The 16,624-nt window shown below is 38.2% G+C and carries 18 protein-coding genes; 12 read left to right on the top strand and 6 right to left on the bottom strand.

The annotated features are described in order from the left end of the window. Positions 1–25: 25 nt before the first annotated feature. Both JI666_RS11270 and JI666_RS11265 read left to right on the top strand, forming a co-directional pair. On the top strand, positions 26–1,561 hold the full coding sequence (locus JI666_RS11270; RefSeq protein WP_206891766.1) for a bifunctional GNAT family N-acetyltransferase/carbon-nitrogen hydrolase family protein: 1,536 nt from the start codon (positions 26–28) through the stop codon (positions 1,559–1,561). Positions 1,562–1,775: 214 nt separating this feature from the next. After that, complete coding sequence (locus tag JI666_RS11265; protein WP_206891765.1) at positions 1,776–3,515, top strand: phospho-sugar mutase; 1,740 nt, start codon at positions 1,776–1,778, stop codon at positions 3,513–3,515. Positions 3,516–3,611: 96 nt separating this feature from the next. On the opposite strand, the gene JI666_RS11260 is transcribed toward JI666_RS11265, so the two are convergent. Beyond that, complete coding sequence (locus JI666_RS11260) at positions 3,612–3,800, bottom strand: hypothetical protein (RefSeq protein ID WP_048312976.1); 189 nt, start codon at positions 3,798–3,800, stop codon at positions 3,612–3,614. 154 nt (positions 3,801–3,954) lie between these two features. Between JI666_RS11260 and JI666_RS11255 the strand changes: the two genes are divergently transcribed. The 5 genes from JI666_RS11255 (at position 3,955) to JI666_RS11235 (ending at position 7,064) form a co-directional block, all read left to right on the top strand. Next, entirely contained in the window at positions 3,955–4,215 is a 261-nt protein-coding gene (locus tag JI666_RS11255) for a metal-sensitive transcriptional regulator (RefSeq protein ID WP_206891764.1), read from the top strand. A gap of 47 nt (positions 4,216–4,262) precedes the next feature. Continuing rightward, positions 4,263–4,901 carry a hypothetical protein gene (locus JI666_RS11250; RefSeq protein ID WP_206891762.1) on the top strand — a complete coding sequence of 213 codons (639 nt, stop codon included), beginning with the start codon at positions 4,263–4,265 and terminating at the stop codon, positions 4,899–4,901. Continuing rightward, positions 4,898–5,458 (top strand): peroxiredoxin family protein, encoded by a 561-nt coding sequence (locus JI666_RS11245; RefSeq protein WP_206891761.1) that lies wholly within the window; start codon positions 4,898–4,900, stop codon positions 5,456–5,458. Before JI666_RS11250 ends, JI666_RS11245 begins: the two co-directional genes overlap by 4 nt. 119 nt (positions 5,459–5,577) lie before the next feature. Then, positions 5,578–5,766 (top strand): hypothetical protein, encoded by a 189-nt coding sequence (locus tag JI666_RS11240; protein WP_206891760.1) that lies wholly within the window; start codon positions 5,578–5,580, stop codon positions 5,764–5,766. Positions 5,767–5,981: 215 nt separating this feature from the next. Then, positions 5,982–7,064: a mechanosensitive ion channel family protein gene (locus tag JI666_RS11235; RefSeq protein WP_206891759.1), complete on the top strand. Its 1,083-nt coding sequence runs from the start codon at positions 5,982–5,984 to the stop codon at positions 7,062–7,064. Positions 7,065–7,103: 39 nt separating this feature from the next. Here the strand turns inward: JI666_RS11235 and JI666_RS11230 are convergent, their stop codons facing one another. After that, on the bottom strand, positions 7,104–8,072 hold the full coding sequence (locus JI666_RS11230) for a bile acid:sodium symporter family protein (protein WP_206891758.1): 969 nt from the start codon (positions 8,070–8,072) through the stop codon (positions 7,104–7,106). A gap of 164 nt (positions 8,073–8,236) precedes the next feature. On the opposite strand from JI666_RS11230, the gene JI666_RS11225 reads away from it, so the two are divergent. From JI666_RS11225 to JI666_RS11205, 5 genes are all read left to right on the top strand, one after another. Continuing rightward, positions 8,237–9,640 (top strand): SpoVR family protein, encoded by a 1,404-nt coding sequence (locus JI666_RS11225; protein WP_206891756.1) that lies wholly within the window; start codon positions 8,237–8,239, stop codon positions 9,638–9,640. Between the two features lie 3 nt (positions 9,641–9,643). Then, a complete protein-coding gene (locus JI666_RS11220) occupies positions 9,644–10,219 on the top strand; it encodes a DUF4257 domain-containing protein (RefSeq protein ID WP_206891755.1) in 576 nt (191 codons plus the stop codon). Between the two features lie 352 nt (positions 10,220–10,571). After that, a complete protein-coding gene (locus JI666_RS11215; RefSeq protein WP_206891754.1) occupies positions 10,572–11,933 on the top strand; it encodes a TrkH family potassium uptake protein in 1,362 nt (453 codons plus the stop codon). A 127-nt stretch (positions 11,934–12,060) separates the two neighbouring features. Continuing rightward, positions 12,061–12,276, top strand: a complete 216-nt coding sequence (locus JI666_RS11210; protein WP_048313244.1) for an alpha/beta-type small acid-soluble spore protein — start codon at positions 12,061–12,063, stop codon at positions 12,274–12,276. An 80-nt stretch (positions 12,277–12,356) separates the two neighbouring features. After that, a complete protein-coding gene (locus JI666_RS11205) occupies positions 12,357–12,608 on the top strand; it encodes a hypothetical protein (RefSeq protein WP_206891753.1) in 252 nt (83 codons plus the stop codon). A 33-nt stretch (positions 12,609–12,641) separates the two neighbouring features. Here the strand turns inward: JI666_RS11205 and JI666_RS11200 are convergent, their stop codons facing one another. From JI666_RS11200 to JI666_RS11185, 4 genes are all read right to left on the bottom strand, one after another. Then, a complete protein-coding gene (locus JI666_RS11200) occupies positions 12,642–13,301 on the bottom strand; it encodes an amino acid ABC transporter permease (protein WP_206891752.1) in 660 nt (219 codons plus the stop codon). Then, positions 13,294–14,085 carry a transporter substrate-binding domain-containing protein gene (locus tag JI666_RS11195; RefSeq protein WP_286170747.1) on the bottom strand — a complete coding sequence of 264 codons (792 nt, stop codon included), beginning with the start codon at positions 14,083–14,085 and terminating at the stop codon, positions 13,294–13,296. Before JI666_RS11195 ends, JI666_RS11200 begins: the two co-directional genes overlap by 8 nt. Positions 14,086–14,256: 171 nt before the next feature. Beyond that, positions 14,257–15,354, bottom strand: coding sequence for an oligosaccharide ABC transporter ATP-binding protein MsmX (gene msmX, locus JI666_RS11190; RefSeq protein WP_206891746.1), 1,098 nt, complete (start codon positions 15,352–15,354; stop codon positions 14,257–14,259). Positions 15,355–15,666: 312 nt separating this feature from the next. Next, the gene (locus JI666_RS11185) at positions 15,667–16,554 is read right to left on the bottom strand and encodes a PucR family transcriptional regulator (RefSeq protein ID WP_206891745.1); all 888 of its coding nucleotides are present in this window, start codon (positions 16,552–16,554) and stop codon (positions 15,667–15,669) included. Between the last annotated feature and the right edge of the window lie 70 nt (positions 16,555–16,624).

The following is a 16,624-nucleotide window of genomic DNA, read 5'->3' as shown; positions in this document are numbered from 1 at the left end:
TAGATAGAATGTGGAGGGAAAGCAGATGTCAGAATTAGACGTTTCGAAGTTTGAAAAGAAGATTGAACTAAGACCCATTCGGTATGAGGACATTGATGAAATTCTTGCATTACAGAAAAAGTGTTTTCCCGGTATGGAACCGTGGAAACGAGATCATCTCGAAAGCCATTTAGATATTTTTCCTGAAGGACAGTTTTGTGTAGAGCTTGAAGGAGAAATTATCGGCTCATGTTCAAGCCTAATGGTGAACTTTGATGAGTATGATGACCAGCATACCTGGGACGATATAACAGATGAAGGGTATATTACAAACCATAACCCAGATGGGTACAACCTATATGGTATTGAAGTAATGGTTGATCCTGAATATAGAAGAATGAAAATTGGTAAGCGACTTTATGATGCTCGTAAGGATCTTGCCCGCGAATTAAATGTGAAGAGTATTATAATAGGTGGACGAATTCCTAATTACCATAAACATTCGGATGAAATGAAAGCAACAGAATACGTTGAAGAAGTGAAATTCCAGAATATATACGATCCAGTGCTGACATTCCAATTAATGAATGGATTTAACGTCATGAGAATTAATCCAAACTACTTACCCGACGATAAAGCTTCAAAGCAATTTGCCACATTAATGGAGTGGAACAATGTAGAGTATAAAGCCAAAACACGTAGGCATTTTAGATCTTCTTTCCCTGTTCGGATCTGTGCCATACAGTATGCAATGAAGAAAATCTCCTCATTCGAAGAATTTGCGAATCAGGTTGAATATTATGTTGATGTTGCAGCAGACTTTGGATCAGACTTTGCTGTTTTTCCTGAAATCTTCACGACACAGTTGATGTCATTTATGGATGAAAAGATTCCAAGTAAAGCTGTAAGGCGTCTGACGGAATACACAGAACCATATATAGAACTATTTACAGAATTAGCTGTGAAATACAATGTAAATATTATTGGTGGATCTCACTTTGTTCTAGAAGATGAGAAAATTTATAATATCGCTTATTTATTTAGAAGAGATGGAACAATTGAAAAGCAATACAAAATTCATGTTACTCCTAATGAACGTCGCTGGTGGGGGATACATGGTTCAGATGGTATTGAAGTGTTTGATACAGATTGCGGTAAGATTGCCATCCAAATCTGTTATGATATTGAATTCCCTGAGCTTGGACGCATTGCAACTGACAAAGGAGCAAATATTCTATTCACCCCATTCTGTACAGATGACAGACAAGGCTATCTTCGTGTACGTTACTGTGCGCAGGCTAGAGCTGTTGAGAACCAAATCTATACGGTAATTGCCGGTACGATTGGAAACCTTTCTCAGGTAGAAAATATGGACGTACAGTACGCACAGTCAGGTATTTTCACTCCATCTGATTTTGCGTTTTCAAGAGATGGCATTGCTGGTGAGTGTCATCCAAATATTGAAACAGTTGTTGTGGGTGATGTTGATCTTGAAATACTTAGAAGACAGCGCCAATCTGGAACAGTACGTCAGCTCCGTGATCGAAGAAAAGATTTATATGAAATCCATTATAAAAAGTAAGCCGATACATGGCTTGCTTTTTTTGTGTCTAATTTGCCTAGTTTATTAAAAGAAAAAGTGATTTTTCTGAAATGTCATTGGCATATATTTCAATTCGTATTATGATGAACAAAGAAGTAGAGAGAATGTATACCAATCCTTAAAAACAGCAGGATTTCGACTGATACTCTCGAATATATACCATTACAGAAGTTCTACATAACAGGAGGCAAATATGGACTGGAAAAACGAATATCAACGATGGACAACAGCGACTTCACTTGATGAGGAACTGAAAAGAGATCTTGAAGCTCTTAAAGGACAGGACAAAGCAATTGAAGATGCATTTTATAAAAATCTTGAATTTGGAACAGGCGGTATGCGCGGTGAAATCGGACCGGGTACTAATCGGATGAATCTTTACACGATCCGCAAAGCGTCTGAAGGTCTTGCTCAATACATAGATGCACATGGCGAAGAATCAAAAAAACGTGGAGTAGCGATCGCTTATGATTCTCGCCATAAATCTCCTGAGTTCGCTATGGAGGCTGCAAAGACGCTTGCAACCCATGGCATCCAAACTTACGTATTTGAAGAGCTACGCCCCACTCCAGAGCTTTCATTTGCAGTAAGGAAGCTAAACGCCTACGCAGGTATCGTTATCACCGCTAGTCACAATCCTCCCGAATACAATGGATACAAAGTATATGGTGAAGACGGTGGCCAGTTACCACCTAAAGCAGCAGCAGAAGTTATTTCCTACGTTGACGGTGTTGCGAATGAGCTAGAAGTACAAGTTGATTCAGAACAGAAGCTGAAAGATAACGGACTTATTGAGATGATTGGAGCAGAAATTGATGCTCAGTACATTGAAGAGTTAAAAACGCTTCGCGTCAATACGGAGCTTCTTGAAGAAATGGGCGATCAATTGAAAATCGTATTTACGCCATTGCACGGAACAGCAAACCTTCCTGTACGTGAAGGTCTTAAGGCATATGGATTTAACCAAGTAACAGTTGTAGAAGAACAGGAGCTTCCTGATCCTAATTTCTCAACAGTTTCTTCACCGAACCCAGAAGAGCATGCAGCATTTGAGCTAGCTATTAAGTATGGGGAGAAACAAGATGCTGATCTACTTTTAGCGACAGACCCTGATGCGGATCGTGTTGGAGTTGCGGTTAAGAATAAAGAAGGTCAGTATGTGGTGCTCACAGGTAATCAAACCGGTGCCCTCTTATTGAACTATATTATTACTCAAAAGAAAGAAAATGGAGTCTTACCAGAAAACGGTGCTGTTCTTAAAACAATCGTTACATCAGAGATTGGTCGCAAAATTGCGGAAGACAATGGGCTTACATCTTATGATACATTGACTGGATTTAAATTTATTGGAGAGAAAATAAAAGAATTCGAAACATCAGGTGAACATACCTTTTTATTTGGATATGAGGAAAGCTACGGTTATTTGGTTGGTGACTTTGTACGTGACAAAGATGCTGTACAAGCCTGTCTTGTAGCAGCCGAAGTAGCTGCTTTCTATAAGTCGAAAGGTATGACACTTTATGAAGGATTGCTTGAGGTGTTTGAGCAATATGGTTATTATCAGGAAGGGCTTGAGTCGTTAACGCTAAAAGGTAAAGAAGGAGCAGAAAAGATTGTATCCCTTCTCGCTCAATTCCGTGAACAACCACCGACTGAAGCGGCCGGCCTTAGGGTGGATAGTGTAGAGGATTATCAAACCAGTGTGCGAACTTATTTGGAGAAAGAAAGCACCGAGAAAATCGATCTTCCTAAGTCCAATGTGCTGAAATACAAACTTGAAGATGGATCATGGTTCTGTCTGCGACCTTCAGGAACTGAACCGAAAGTTAAGTTCTACTTTGGTGTCGATAGTGACAATCTCGACAACAGTAAGAACAAACTTGATGAATTAAGAAAGTCTGTTATGAGTAAGGTCCACGACCGTTTGGGGTAACATAGTACTATAATAGAAAGCCAGGACCATGGAGTCCTGGCTTTTGATTGAATTCGTAAACATAAAGAAAACCGGCTTGCTCAGCCGGTTTTTCTATTATTGGTGAAGTTGTTGTTTATTTAATTGATGTTCGTAGTCAGCTTTGTTCATACGAATGAGATTAAATACTTTGTCTTTCGTTTCGTTATCTAATTTCTCAAGAATTTTACCTGCTTTGTACTCGTTCGAGGTAACAATTTTTCGATAAATTTTTGATAACCGTTTATCATCTTCGGATAAATCCAAAGGGCACTGCCTCCTTTTATTTACCTAAACCTTTTTCCTATCCTTAAATTACGATTTATTTTACAATATATGAAGAGAAGTAGCAAGAAATTAATTTATTTATGACAGAATATTCGTAAATAACGTTTTATATAAATGATTTAGGAGGGTAATTATGGAATATTCAAAAGAAATGAAAAACCGATTAAAGAGAGTAGAAGGCCAGATTAGAGGTGTTCTACGTATGATGGAAGAAGAAAAGGATTGTAAAGAAGTAATTACTCAACTTTCTGCAAGCCGAACAGCGATTGATCGTACGATTGGTTTAATTGTTGGTTCTAATCTTGAAGAATGTTTGCGTGAGCAACTTAGTAAAGGAGAATCAACGGAAGATGTTGTGAAACAAGCCGTTGAACTTCTAGTCAAAAGTCGGTAGGTTGCTGGTGTTTTAAAAGTATGCGAGTGTGAAGGTGAAAAACGAATATGACTACCATCGGAAAAATCTCGGTTCCAGATGAGTTTGTATGGGCTGGAATTGGCATAATTGTTGCACTTTTGATGATTTATTTCATTGAGAAAAAATGGTACAACCATTCAACGGCATCTTCTATTGCATATGAGACGGTGATATTTTTTGTGCTTGTTTGGAAATTAAGCCTAGTGTTTTTAAATCCAACACTTGTTTTTACAGCTCCATTATCACTTGTCTATTTTACTGGAGGTAGCTATGGTTTTGTGATAGCACTATTCTTAAGTATAGGGTATGTTGGTTGGAAAATTATGAAGCTACATGAACGGAGAAGGATCTTATTTCTATTAGTAATAGCGGTAGAAATAACGTCGGTCATCATTGGAGTATGTTCTTGGCTGTATAGTGATGGAAGTTTCTTGTTTATGCTTCTACATGCTTTTCTGCTTGGTCTATTATTTTTGACAAAATCATCACAGTGGCTTTTTCTTGATCTTCTCCTTTGGGGAGGGATTCTTTCTATCATAGTAGAGTTCTTCTTTGGAGAGCCAACGTTACTTGGTCTATCAGGTTGGCAGTGGATTAATCTTATTACTGCCGGATCTGCATCTTTTATTCTACTTCACTTGCATACGAGGAGGAGCTACGAATGAAACGGTCACTCTTTGGAATAGTTGTCCTTATTATGCTTATCACTATTGGTGTTATTTCCTCTAACGCAGGTAACAAAAGTGAAAATGAAGAATTAACAGAACCGGTTACAGGAGAACAAGAAGTTGGGATAAACGAAGGAAATGTTGCTCCTGATTTTACATTATATTCATTAGAAGGCCAGGAAGTGAGACTATCTGATTATAGAGGGAAAGTAGTATTTGTAAACTTCTGGGCAACCTGGTGCCCTCCATGTAAAGCAGAAATGCCTCATATGGAAGAGTTTTATCAGGAAAAGGCTGAAGAATATGATGCAGAAATTCTTGCTGTAAATATTACGAGTGAGGAATCATCCGCCCAGGTGGTGGAAGAGTTCATCAATAAATATGAAATTACGTTTCCTGTGCTTATGGATACCGAGGGAGAGCAAGCAGAAAATTTTGCAACAATCACAATTCCTACTACGTATGTGATTGACAAAAATGGTATAATAATGAAAAGGCTAGTTGGACCAATGAGTAAAGATCGTATGATTGAATTGGCATCTTCTATTGATTAGAAGGTGCTTCTGATTATTGAATACCGACTAATTGTTCGTTTTATGGAACGATAATTGTCGAAAACTGTCTTTGGAAATTTTAAAAAGAACAGGGAAGGTGTAAAGGGGGGGAGTCGGCAGTGACAAGCTTAGCGTCCGGCATTATGCTGCTGTTCATACTGGGGTTTGTTCAATACAGTTGGTTATATGAGCCAATTAACGGAGTTTCAATCGAATTTCAATCAAAGTGGTCTTATATATTCATTTCTACTTTTTTAGGGGTTCTTGTTGGTTATTTAATTACGACTGGATTGCATTATTCTTATTAGGAAAGAAACCTGCTGATTTCTAGAGGGCTTTCTTTTAATACTCATTCAGACCACAAAACTCTATAAGACGAAACGTATATGTTAATCGCCCACCTATTTATCGAGTGGGCGATTTTTTGATAGTAAATGAGCTATTATAGATGTTGGACTGCCAAAATGGTAGTAGAAGAAACGAATGTCTATTCTAATAACCTATAAAAAGGAGAAATTGCGTAATGGAGTTTTTAGAGGTTGAAAACAAATGGCTTCAATTAGGAATCGCTCTAGGAATTTTCTTTCTGTTTCTCATCATGAGAAAAATTTTCGCGAAATACATCTTTACTTTATTTCTAAAAATCAGTAGAAAATCTTCTACAGAATTCTTTACGCATTTGTTCCTGGCTTTTGAAAGACCTGTTCGAATGCTTTTTGTCATTATTGGTTTATATATTTCCGTCTTGTATGTACCGTTTTGGAATCATCATAATGATATTTTCCTACAAGTCGTCCGTTCGTCTCTCATCTTTCTTGCATCATGGGGGTTGTATAATCTATCTTCTGCATCCTCGTTGTTCTTCAACACCGTCAATGAGAAATACAATTTAAAAATTGATCAGTTGCTCATCCCATTCCTATCTAAGACGATTCGTTTCTTAATTGTAGCAATGACCTTCAGTGTTATTGCAGGTGAGTTTGATTACGATGTGAATGGATTTATAACAGGGCTAGGTCTCGGGGGTCTTGCCTTTGCACTTGCTGCAAAAGAAACAATTGAGAACTTCTTTGGCGGGATTGTCATTATTACAGAGAAACCGTTCTCGATCGGAGAATGGATTAAAACGCCGAGTGTTGAGGGTGTAGTTGAGGATATCACGTTTAGAAGTACCAAAATTCGTACCTTCGCTCAAGCGCTTGTTACCGTACCAAATGCGAGATTAGCAAATGAAAACATTACGAATTGGTCAAAAATGGGCAAACGTCAAATTACGTTTCATCTTGGTGTAACGTATGATACACCGTCTGAACGATTAGAAATCTGCATTAATCGTATTGAGAATATGCTTCGAGAGCATGATGATATTCATCCAGAAACAATTTTTGTATCGTTTGATGAGTTTAATCACAGTAGTCTTGATATCTTCTTATACTTCTTTACAAATACGACTACATGGGGTGACTTCTTAAATGTGAAGCAGGATGTGAACTTCAAAATTATGAGAATTCTTGAAGAAGAGCAAGTTTCCTTTGCATTTCCTACTCAAACACTTCATCTCGAGAAGACATCTTCAAATAAAGAAGAAGAAAAAGTATATAACTAATTTAAGACAGGCTCCTCATATGAGGGGCCTGTCTTTTCATTATGCACTTTTACTCTCTATAGATCCTTTATTAGATTTACTAACTGTCGATTTCTTACTCCAAATTGTTGCAAGAATAGGTCCTGATAGGTTATGCCAAACACTAAATATCGCACTTGGTACGGCTGCGATTGGGTTAAAATGGGCAGCAGCGAGTGCGGCACCAAGTCCGGAATTTTGCATACCAACCTCGATCGATATAGCGCGCTGATCGGATTCCTTCAAACGAAGGAACTTTGCAAGCCAGTAGCCGATGAGAAGCCCAAGAAGATTGTGAAGAATAACGATTGAAAAAATAATTAGACCAGTCTCTGCAATTCGATCCTTACTTGCTCCAACCACTGCGGCTACGATTGCAACGATAGAAATAACAGAAATAAGAGGGAGAGCTTTAACGCTTTGCTCCACTTTTTCTTTAAATACTAATTTAACGGCAAAACCAAGTGTAATTGGAATAACGACCATTTGAAAAATGGAGAGAAAAAGATCACCTGCTGAAACAGGTAACCATTGACTCGCTAATAATAATACGAGTGAAGGGGTTAATAGTGGTGCAAGAAGAGTGGAAACTGCTGTAATGGCCACTGACAGTGCTGTATTCCCTTTGGCAAGGTATGTCATGACATTAGAAGCTGTTCCGCCCGGACAGCAGCCTACTAGTATAACGCCAACTGCTACTTCAGGAGGTAATTGAAACACAACGGCAAGTCCATAAGCAAGGAGCGGCATCACAATAAATTGAGCAGCTACACCAATCGCAACGCTTTTAGGTTGTTTAACCACTTCTTTAAAATCACTTCCTGACAAGGTCATACCCATTCCAAACATAATAATACCAAGCAAAATCGTTATGTAGGACGTGATCCATGTAAAACCTTCTGGGAAAAGATACCCAAGCACAGCAAAGAGAATAACCCATACTGCAAATGTATTTCCTGCGATTCGACTGGCATTTTCAAGTAGCTTCAAATCATCAACTCCCTTACAAAATTTATCCTTGATTATACTCTTAATAATAGAATTTTCAATAGATTTAAAAAATACGGTTGAGTAGCTTGTTTTTAATCCCTCTAATCATGAACCTACCTGTCCGGTCATACATATTAGTAAGCAATCCTTTAGGAGGGAATGACATGACTACAGAGAAAGAAATTTTTTTCGCTATTGAAGAGATTACAGAGATAGCGAAAGGATTCGGCCTTGATTATTATCCTATGCGTTATGAAATTTGTCCTGCAGACATTATTTATACGTTCGGTGCATATGGAATGCCTACGCGGTTTTCCCACTGGAGTTTCGGTAAGCAATTTCATAAAATGAAACTTCAATATGACCTTGGTTTAAGCAAAATCTACGAACTCGTTATTAATTCTGATCCCTGCTATGCCTTCCTGTTAGATACAAACAGTTTAATTCAGAACAAACTCATTATTGCCCATGTACTTGCTCACTGTGATTTCTTTAAAAATAATGTTCGTTTCTCTAATACGAGGCGGGATATGGTTGAAAGTATGACGGCCACTGCTGAACGTGTTGCTTATTATGAACATCATTATGGTAAGGAGGAAGTAGAGAACTTCTTGGACGCGGTGCTCTCGATTCAAGAGCATATTGATCCATCCATTATGCGACCTAGGTTAACTTACAGTGCTCAGGAAGATGATTTACCGCCAGTAAGAGACGATTCTCCTTATAATGATTTATGGTCACTTGATAAAGACAGTATGGCGGACGAGCCGGTTCCAAAAAAGAAAAAGAAGTTTCCACCTCATCCTGAGAAGGATCTACTGCTATTTATACAAGAAAATAGCACCGAACTAGAAGACTGGCAAAGAGACATTATGACTATGATGCGTGAGGAAATGCTATATTTCTGGCCGCAACTTGAAACAAAGATCATGAATGAAGGATGGGCGAGTTATTGGCATCAACGCATTTTACGAGAAATGGATTTAACAACGGATGAAGCGATAGAGTTTGCTTCCCTTAATGCAAACGTTGTTCAGCCTTCCAAAACGCGTATTAATCCTTACTACCTTGGACTTAAAATCTTTGAACATATTGAAGAAGTATACGATAATCCAACGGAAGAAATGAAGCGAAGAGGGTTTATGCCTGGTGGTGGCAGAGAGAAAATGTTTGAGGTTCGTGAAGTGGAAGCTGATATTTCGTTTATTCGAAATTACTTAACCAAAGATCTTGTTTATAGAGAAGACTTGTATTTATTCCAGAAGAAAGGTCGTGACTACAAAATCGTTGATAAAGAATGGGAACACATTCGAGATCAACTTGTTACGATGAGAGTGAACGGAGGCTTCCCATATTTAACGGTTACAGATGGGAATTACATGAAAGCTGGAGAAATGTATGTTCATCATTCATTTGAAGATACTGAACTTGACCTCCAATATTTAGAGCGAGTTCTGCCTTACATTCATCAATTGTGGGGACGTCCTGTTCATATGGAGACAAGAGTAGAGGATAAAGAAGTGTTATTTTCTTATGACGGAAAGAAATTGCACCGTAGATACTTATAGAAAATGGATATTATTTCTGATTTAACAGATCACTTCTGGAGTTACATTGTATTTATTAGTGTTGCTGGTGCACTTGGCGGTGTTGGTAATATTCTCATGTCTGGAGAATTTCAACCATGGCGAAAGGTCGTTAATCAACAATCCAAAACGATCCATTATAACATTGGATCGTTGAAGGAGCCTTTCGTTGGGGCGATAGGTGGAATATTAACCACACTTCTGTTTATTGAGAGTGGGACTGGACAATATTTATTATATCTCTCAATGTTAACAGGATTTGGAAGTAGTGCGTTTCTAAAACGGTACATTGATCATAAAACAAATCAAATTATTGAGGAAAGTAACATTAAAATTGAGGGGGAGAACATTCAAACTTATCATCTAAAAGATGAACATTCTACGACTCCAGTTGTAAAAGGAGTCATGTCACCGCCTCCTGTTTATTTAACAGAAGAGGAGGTAAATCGCCTCACTTTGCTTCAGTGCAATTTAGCTGAATCAATCGGACCAAGAGAAGCAAAAGTTTTTCAGTCCGAAATCAATGCGTTACTGAATAACGGAAAACAGCGTTCCCTTTAGTTCTATGCAACTGTTTAATTCTATACAAAATAGAAGGAGCTGATTATTTCAGCTCCTTCTATTTTGTATGAGTGGATATATAGGTATTTCTTTTTGGACATGCTTTCATATAAACTAGAAGAAGAATTAGAATAGAACGTGTGAAGATTCTCAATAATGGGTGATATAGGAAAAGAGATTGACACTTACCTTATTTGAGTTAAGATAGGGATGGTGATTATCAATACTCTAAGGGGCAGTACATCCTTTACCTCAAAACAGGTGAGGCGACTGCCCCTTTAGTTCTCCAATACTAACTATCAGAGGAAATAAAGCCCCCTTCTGTTAGAAGTTTCACTATACTGAAAAGGCTGTGGATGCTTTGTTACGATCTCGTTTTCGACGCATACGATTAACCTCTGTACAGTTAATCGTTTTATTCTATTTAATAGCGGTAACGATTTCCACTTTTTTAATCGGCTTACCGATAGCACATCAGCAAGGAGTTGAGCTGTCCTTTATTGATGCGCTTTTTACTGCTGTAAGTGCTGTAAGTGTAACTGGTCTTACTGTTGTTTCCACAGCGGATACATTCAGTGTACCAGGTATCTTTATAATTGCTTTCGTGCTGCAAATTGGTGGGATCGGCATAATGACCCTGGGTACATTTGTGTGGCTAGTTATGGGTAAAAAGATTGGATTAAAAGAACGTCAGCTTATCATGACGGATCAAAATCAATCCACTTTAGCTGGGTTAGTACAGTTGATGAAGCAAATACTTGGTTTAATCTTCATCATTGAGCTGATAGGTGCACTCGTCCTTGGTACTTATTACCTTCGTTTTTTTGAAACTTGGCAAGAAGCCTATTTGCAGGGGTTCTTTGCTTCTGTCAGCGCAACAACGAATGGCGGTTTTGATATAACAGGAAAATCTCTTCAACCATTTGCACATGATTACTTTGTTCAATTTATTCATACTTTGTTAATTGTAACCGGCGCAATCGGCTTTCCTGTGTTGATAGAAGTGAAAAACTTTTTATTTTCAAGACAAAACAGCTATCGATATAAATTCTCATTGTTCACGAAGCTTACAACGATGACGTTCCTAGTGCTTGTAGTATCAGGGGCCATTCTCATATGGGCATTTGAAGCAACATCATTTTTTGCAGATAAAAAGTGGCACGAAACATTTTTCTACTCGATGTTTCAATCCGTTACAACGCGAAGTGGCGGTCTCTCAACAATGGACGTGAATCAGTTTCAGGAGCCAACACAGCTACTAATGTCTGCACTGATGTTTATCGGTGCTTCACCAAGTAGTGTAGGTGGCGGTGTTCGTACAACAACATTTGCCATCGTATTGCTTGCGATTTTCTTTTTTGCAAAAGGTGCGACATCCATTAAAGTATTTGGTCGGGAACTCCATCATGAAGACATCCACAAAGCGTTTGTCGTTTTTTCAGTTGCCATCATTGTGTGGAGCATTGGCATTGTAATGCTTTCATTCTCAGAGCCATTTCCGATTGTAGCGATCATTTTTGAAGTCTCCTCAGCGTTTGGTACGACAGGACTATCAATGGGTATTACCCCAGGTCTAAGTCCATTTGGTAAGATCGTTATAATGTGTCTTATGTTTATTGGACGGATTGGGATTCTGTCATTTTTATTCCTTATTCGTGGAACGGTTCTACGTGAAAGATATCACTATCCAACCGAACGAGTCATTATTGGTTAAAAGTAAGAGGGATAACTCCTCTTGCTTTTTTTTTTGAGTATTTCTGTCTATGGTCATAATTACCAATTCTTTTTGGTATATAAAAAGTGAGATTTCACAAACTAGTTGTACAAAGGAGGTGATTGACATGGCTCAACAACAAAGCAGACAAGGAAGCTCTAACAACCTTGTAGTACCTGGTGTAGCTCAAGCTATCGACCAGATGAAGTATGAAATCGCAACTGAATTCGGAGTACAACTTGGTCCGGACTCAACTTCTCGCGCTAACGGATCTGTTGGTGGAGAAATCACTAAGCGTTTGGTTCAAATGGCTGAACAACAGCTTGGCGGTTACCAAAAATAATTATATACCATGGCTGTAAGGGGTGGACAAGTCCATCCCTTCTTACGTCATTCAGTACATAAGAATTAAGGGGGATATCGATGACGTTTGAGTGTCCACTTTGCAATAGTTTTGCGGCGATTCAGCTTGTATGTCACATATGTGAGTCTATTCCACTAGTAGATCAAGGAAGAGAAGCAGATTATTATGATGATTACAGTCCATATGAACCCATTGAGTCGCTCAAGCAAAACGATGGATATCAAGACAAGGTTCATGAGTGTCCCCATTTGTTAGCATGCCCTACATGTGGAATGAGCGAGGTCTACTTAATTGAAGAGTGGATGACATAGTTAAAAGAGCTGCCTAACGTTAGGCAGCTCTTCTTATGAGGATGGAATGTATAATCGTTTTTCTAGAATGCTTTGAATAATGTTAAGAATGGTTGTGAAGAACCAATAAATAAGTGCTGCTGTTAATAGAATTGGGAGTACCTTATAGCTAGAAGCTGCAATCTGGTCTGCGTTATACGTTAGTTCAGAGATTGTAAGTACCGAAGCAAGGGAAGAAGCTTTTACTATGTCAATCAATGAATTCCATACTGGTGGAATAGCTCTTCGCCATGCTTGAGGTAATATAACCTCTTTGTAAATTAACGATTTCTTCATACCTAGCGACATGGCTGCTTCCCATTGCCCTTTTGAAAGGGATAGAATGGCTGCTCGAAAAGATTCAGATATATAGGCACCAAAGTGCAGAATCAGTCCAGTGTATGCTGCCTGCCATGCTGTTAGTTCGATATTAACAGATACAAGTCCGTAGTATAGAATGAATAACTGTATGAGCAGAGGCGTACCTCTGAAGAACGATACATAGAGTTTTGCTACACCTGTTGCTAATTTGTTTTTCGATAAACGTAATAATGCGATGACTAAACCAACAAGTAAGGCACCAAAAATAGAGAAAAAACTAAGTAGAAGAGTATTCTTTGCCCCTTCAAATAGAAAAGGCAAAGAATTAATCAAAACATCAGTTGTTTCACTCACTTACATTCTCTCCATCGAAATACTTCTTAGAGAGTTCCTCAAGGGTACCATCTTCTTTCATTTCTTTTAGTGCTCCATTAATTTTCTCGATTAAGTCATCTTTTCCTTTTGGTAAGGCAAAAGCCATTTCTGTTTTATTAAAAGTTTCTCCAACGCCTTTAACGTTGTAATCTTGTTCTGGAAGTTCAGTTAGAATGAAAAGACGATCATTCATTGCAGCATCAATGTTTCGTCCACTGCTTAGGTCCGTTAACACTTGGTTAGCACCTTTATAAATTTTTGTCTCAGCTCCAGCTTCTTCAGCAGCTTGTGCATAGTTACTACCTTGTGTTGTACCAACTGTTTTACCTTTCAGGTCGTCAATACCTTTGATGTCATTGTTGTTTTCGTTAACGATTACTTGTCCACCAGAATATGTGTATGGTGATGTGAAGTCGAATTGTTCTTTACGGTCATCTGTGATGGTTACCTGATTCGCTACCATATCAATACGCTCTGTTTCAAGAGAAGAGAGGAGCCCTTTCCATTCAATTGCTTTAAATTCAGGTTCCATACCAATTCGATTAGCTACTTCGCGTGCAACTTCTACGTCGTATCCTGTGATTTCATTATTATCATCTCGATAACTGAATGGTGGATATGTTGCTTCTGTACCAATTAGAAGCGTTTCTTTCTTATCTGAAGAGTCTTCTCCTGCATTTTCAGTATCCTGATTACTGCCACATGCCGCAAGTATGCTGAGTGTCAGAACGAATACCAACCCTAGCATCCATTTTTTATTCAAATTAAATCCTCCTTAATTCCTACAAAATTGATGTGAATTACAGGTTTATTGTAGTCAGGATTTGACGGAAAGTCAATCTCGAAACATTATTGACGTTAATTCCATTATTCATGCATTTCATCACCATAAAAAAACACCTCCTCAAATAGAGGAAGTGTTTCAACTAAAATGTTATTTGATACGAAGTTCTGAGTCAGTATCGAAGAAATGACACTTGTTCATATCGAATGCAAGACTAATGTTTTGACCGTTTTGAATATCTGTACGAGAATCAACGCGTGCAACGAAATCTTGATCTGCTATCTTCGAGTACAGGTACGTTTCAGCTCCCATTAATTCAGCTACATCGATGACGGCATTTACTTTTGTATCCTGAGAAGACTCAATAAATACTGGCTCATCATGAATGTCCTCTGGACGAATACCAAGCATAACCTCTTTGTTTAAGTATCCATTTTCACGTAGCGTTTTCATTTTTCCTTCAGGTACTTTCACTTTAACGTCGCCCATTTTAAAGTAGCCATCTTCAAGTGTTCCGCGGAAGAAGTTCATAGCTGGAGATCCAATAAAACCACCAACGAAGACGTTATCAGGTGCGTCATAAACTTCTTTAGGTGAACCAACCTGTTGAATAACGCCGTCTTTCATAATAACGATTCGTGTTGCCATTGTCATAGCTTCTGTTTGGTCATGTGTTACGTAAATAGTTGTTGTCTGCAAACGTTGGTGAAGCTTAGAAATTTCAGCACGCATTTGTACACGTAGCTTTGCATCTAGGTTTGAAAGAGGTTCGTCCATTAAGAATACTTTAGGATCTCGAACAATTGCACGTCCCAATGCAACACGCTGACGCTGACCACCTGAAAGAGCTTTAGGTTTACGATCAAGAAGACTTTCAAGACCAAGGATGCGAGCAGCATCTGTAACGCGACGTTCAATTTCTTTTTTGTCGAATTTACGAAGCTTTAATCCAAATGCCATGTTGTCGTATACATTCATATGTGGATAAAGGGCGTAGTTCTGGAATACCATTGCAATATCACGATCTTTAGGTGCTACATCATTCACACGACGATCTCCAATTACAAGGTCGCCATCTGAAATATCTTCAAGACCCGCAATCATACGAAGTGTTGTTGATTTACCACAACCAGAAGGTCCAACGAAAACGATGAATTCCTTATCTTTAATATCTAAGTTAAAATCCTTAACTGCTTCGAATTTATTATCATATCGTTTGTAAATGTGATTGAGTGTAATTTCTGCCATTATAAAAGCCTCCCAAGAATTGAACTCTTTTGTTAGTTCTAAGTCTACTTTATGAAAACGCTATCGTAAATTGGAAGCGTGCACAAAAAACATGATGAGTTTTGTGCAGTATGAACGAAAGAGCTCATTTTTTAGTGCAAATCAAGAAGGATCTTTTATTAAAATTCTTTAATTATGGCTCTTTTCTAAAAGATTGTTGTTTTGAAAGGTTATTCTTAAAAAGAACCTGACTTCGCTAATTGGAGCGGAAATTGACCTACTCTTTCAGCAACAATGTATACGAAAAGACCCCTATAAAAGAACTGCGTTATATCAACGCAGTTCTTGAGCAAGAAGGGATAAATAAACCATTACCGCTCCTCTAAAACTCTTTACATCTATTCCAGTTTTCTCAATGAATTTATCTACACGGTATTGAAGACTGTTTCTATGTACATACAGCTGTTTAGCAGCAAGCGTGATGTTTAAATTACATTCCAAATATATTCGAATGCTCTTCACTAATTCAACATCTTCTTTAACAGGTTCAATTAGTCTTATTAAGTATTGAATGGTGTCTGTTCTTGCTTCATTAAATAGAATAGCAGGAATGAGGTCCTGGTGAGTAAAGACCAGTTTGGAAGGGAATATGTTCAATCCTGAAGAGAACCACTCCTTCTCAGAAGTATAAATTCGGGTTAAACTCCTTTCATCAGTTTGTTGAATCGTTTGCCCGACGAACAGAGCCATGCCAGTAAAGAAGTCAGCAGTAAGTGCAGCAGCCATTTGTTCAAGATCGTGAACACTTTCTCCATCTATCGCATTCAATTGAATAAGGAGTCCTTCTTTTTCATTTTCAAAAAGTAAGATCGTTTCCTCAGAAAATAACCCCATCATTGCTTCTCTGAAATCGAGAAGATCAGAGGGAGCTTCTTTTAAGGAGAATTGTATGTATCTTATAGGAGCTTTAACATTAATGTCGACATTAGAGTCCTCATTGAATAAGAGGGAAGCCCATTTCTTCTGAGTAGGATTTAGCTCTTCTTCAAGTCGTATAGTGGGAAAGAGAGCGTTGAGAAGGCTTTTCTCTCGTGTAGTTAATCGAGTTTTACGAATACCAAACCGTTCTCCCTCAGGAGTTCTGTACCAGAAAAATTGTTCAGGCTGATCCGTTCTAATTGTATAATCGTTCCCATATAAGTCAGCTAGTTTTGTATTCATTAGGAGCACTCCTTTCTCAATCAGTATCCTTTAGTATAACGCAACACTTCTAACAAATTAATATAAAATG

Origin of the sequence: Bacillus sp. NTK071 (genome assembly GCF_017303315.1) — a bacterium.
Taxonomy (GTDB): Bacteria; Bacillota; Bacilli; order Bacillales; family Guptibacillaceae; genus Guptibacillus.
Note: the sequence above shows the minus strand (reverse complement) of the source record. Positions and strands in the feature narration are given on the sequence as shown.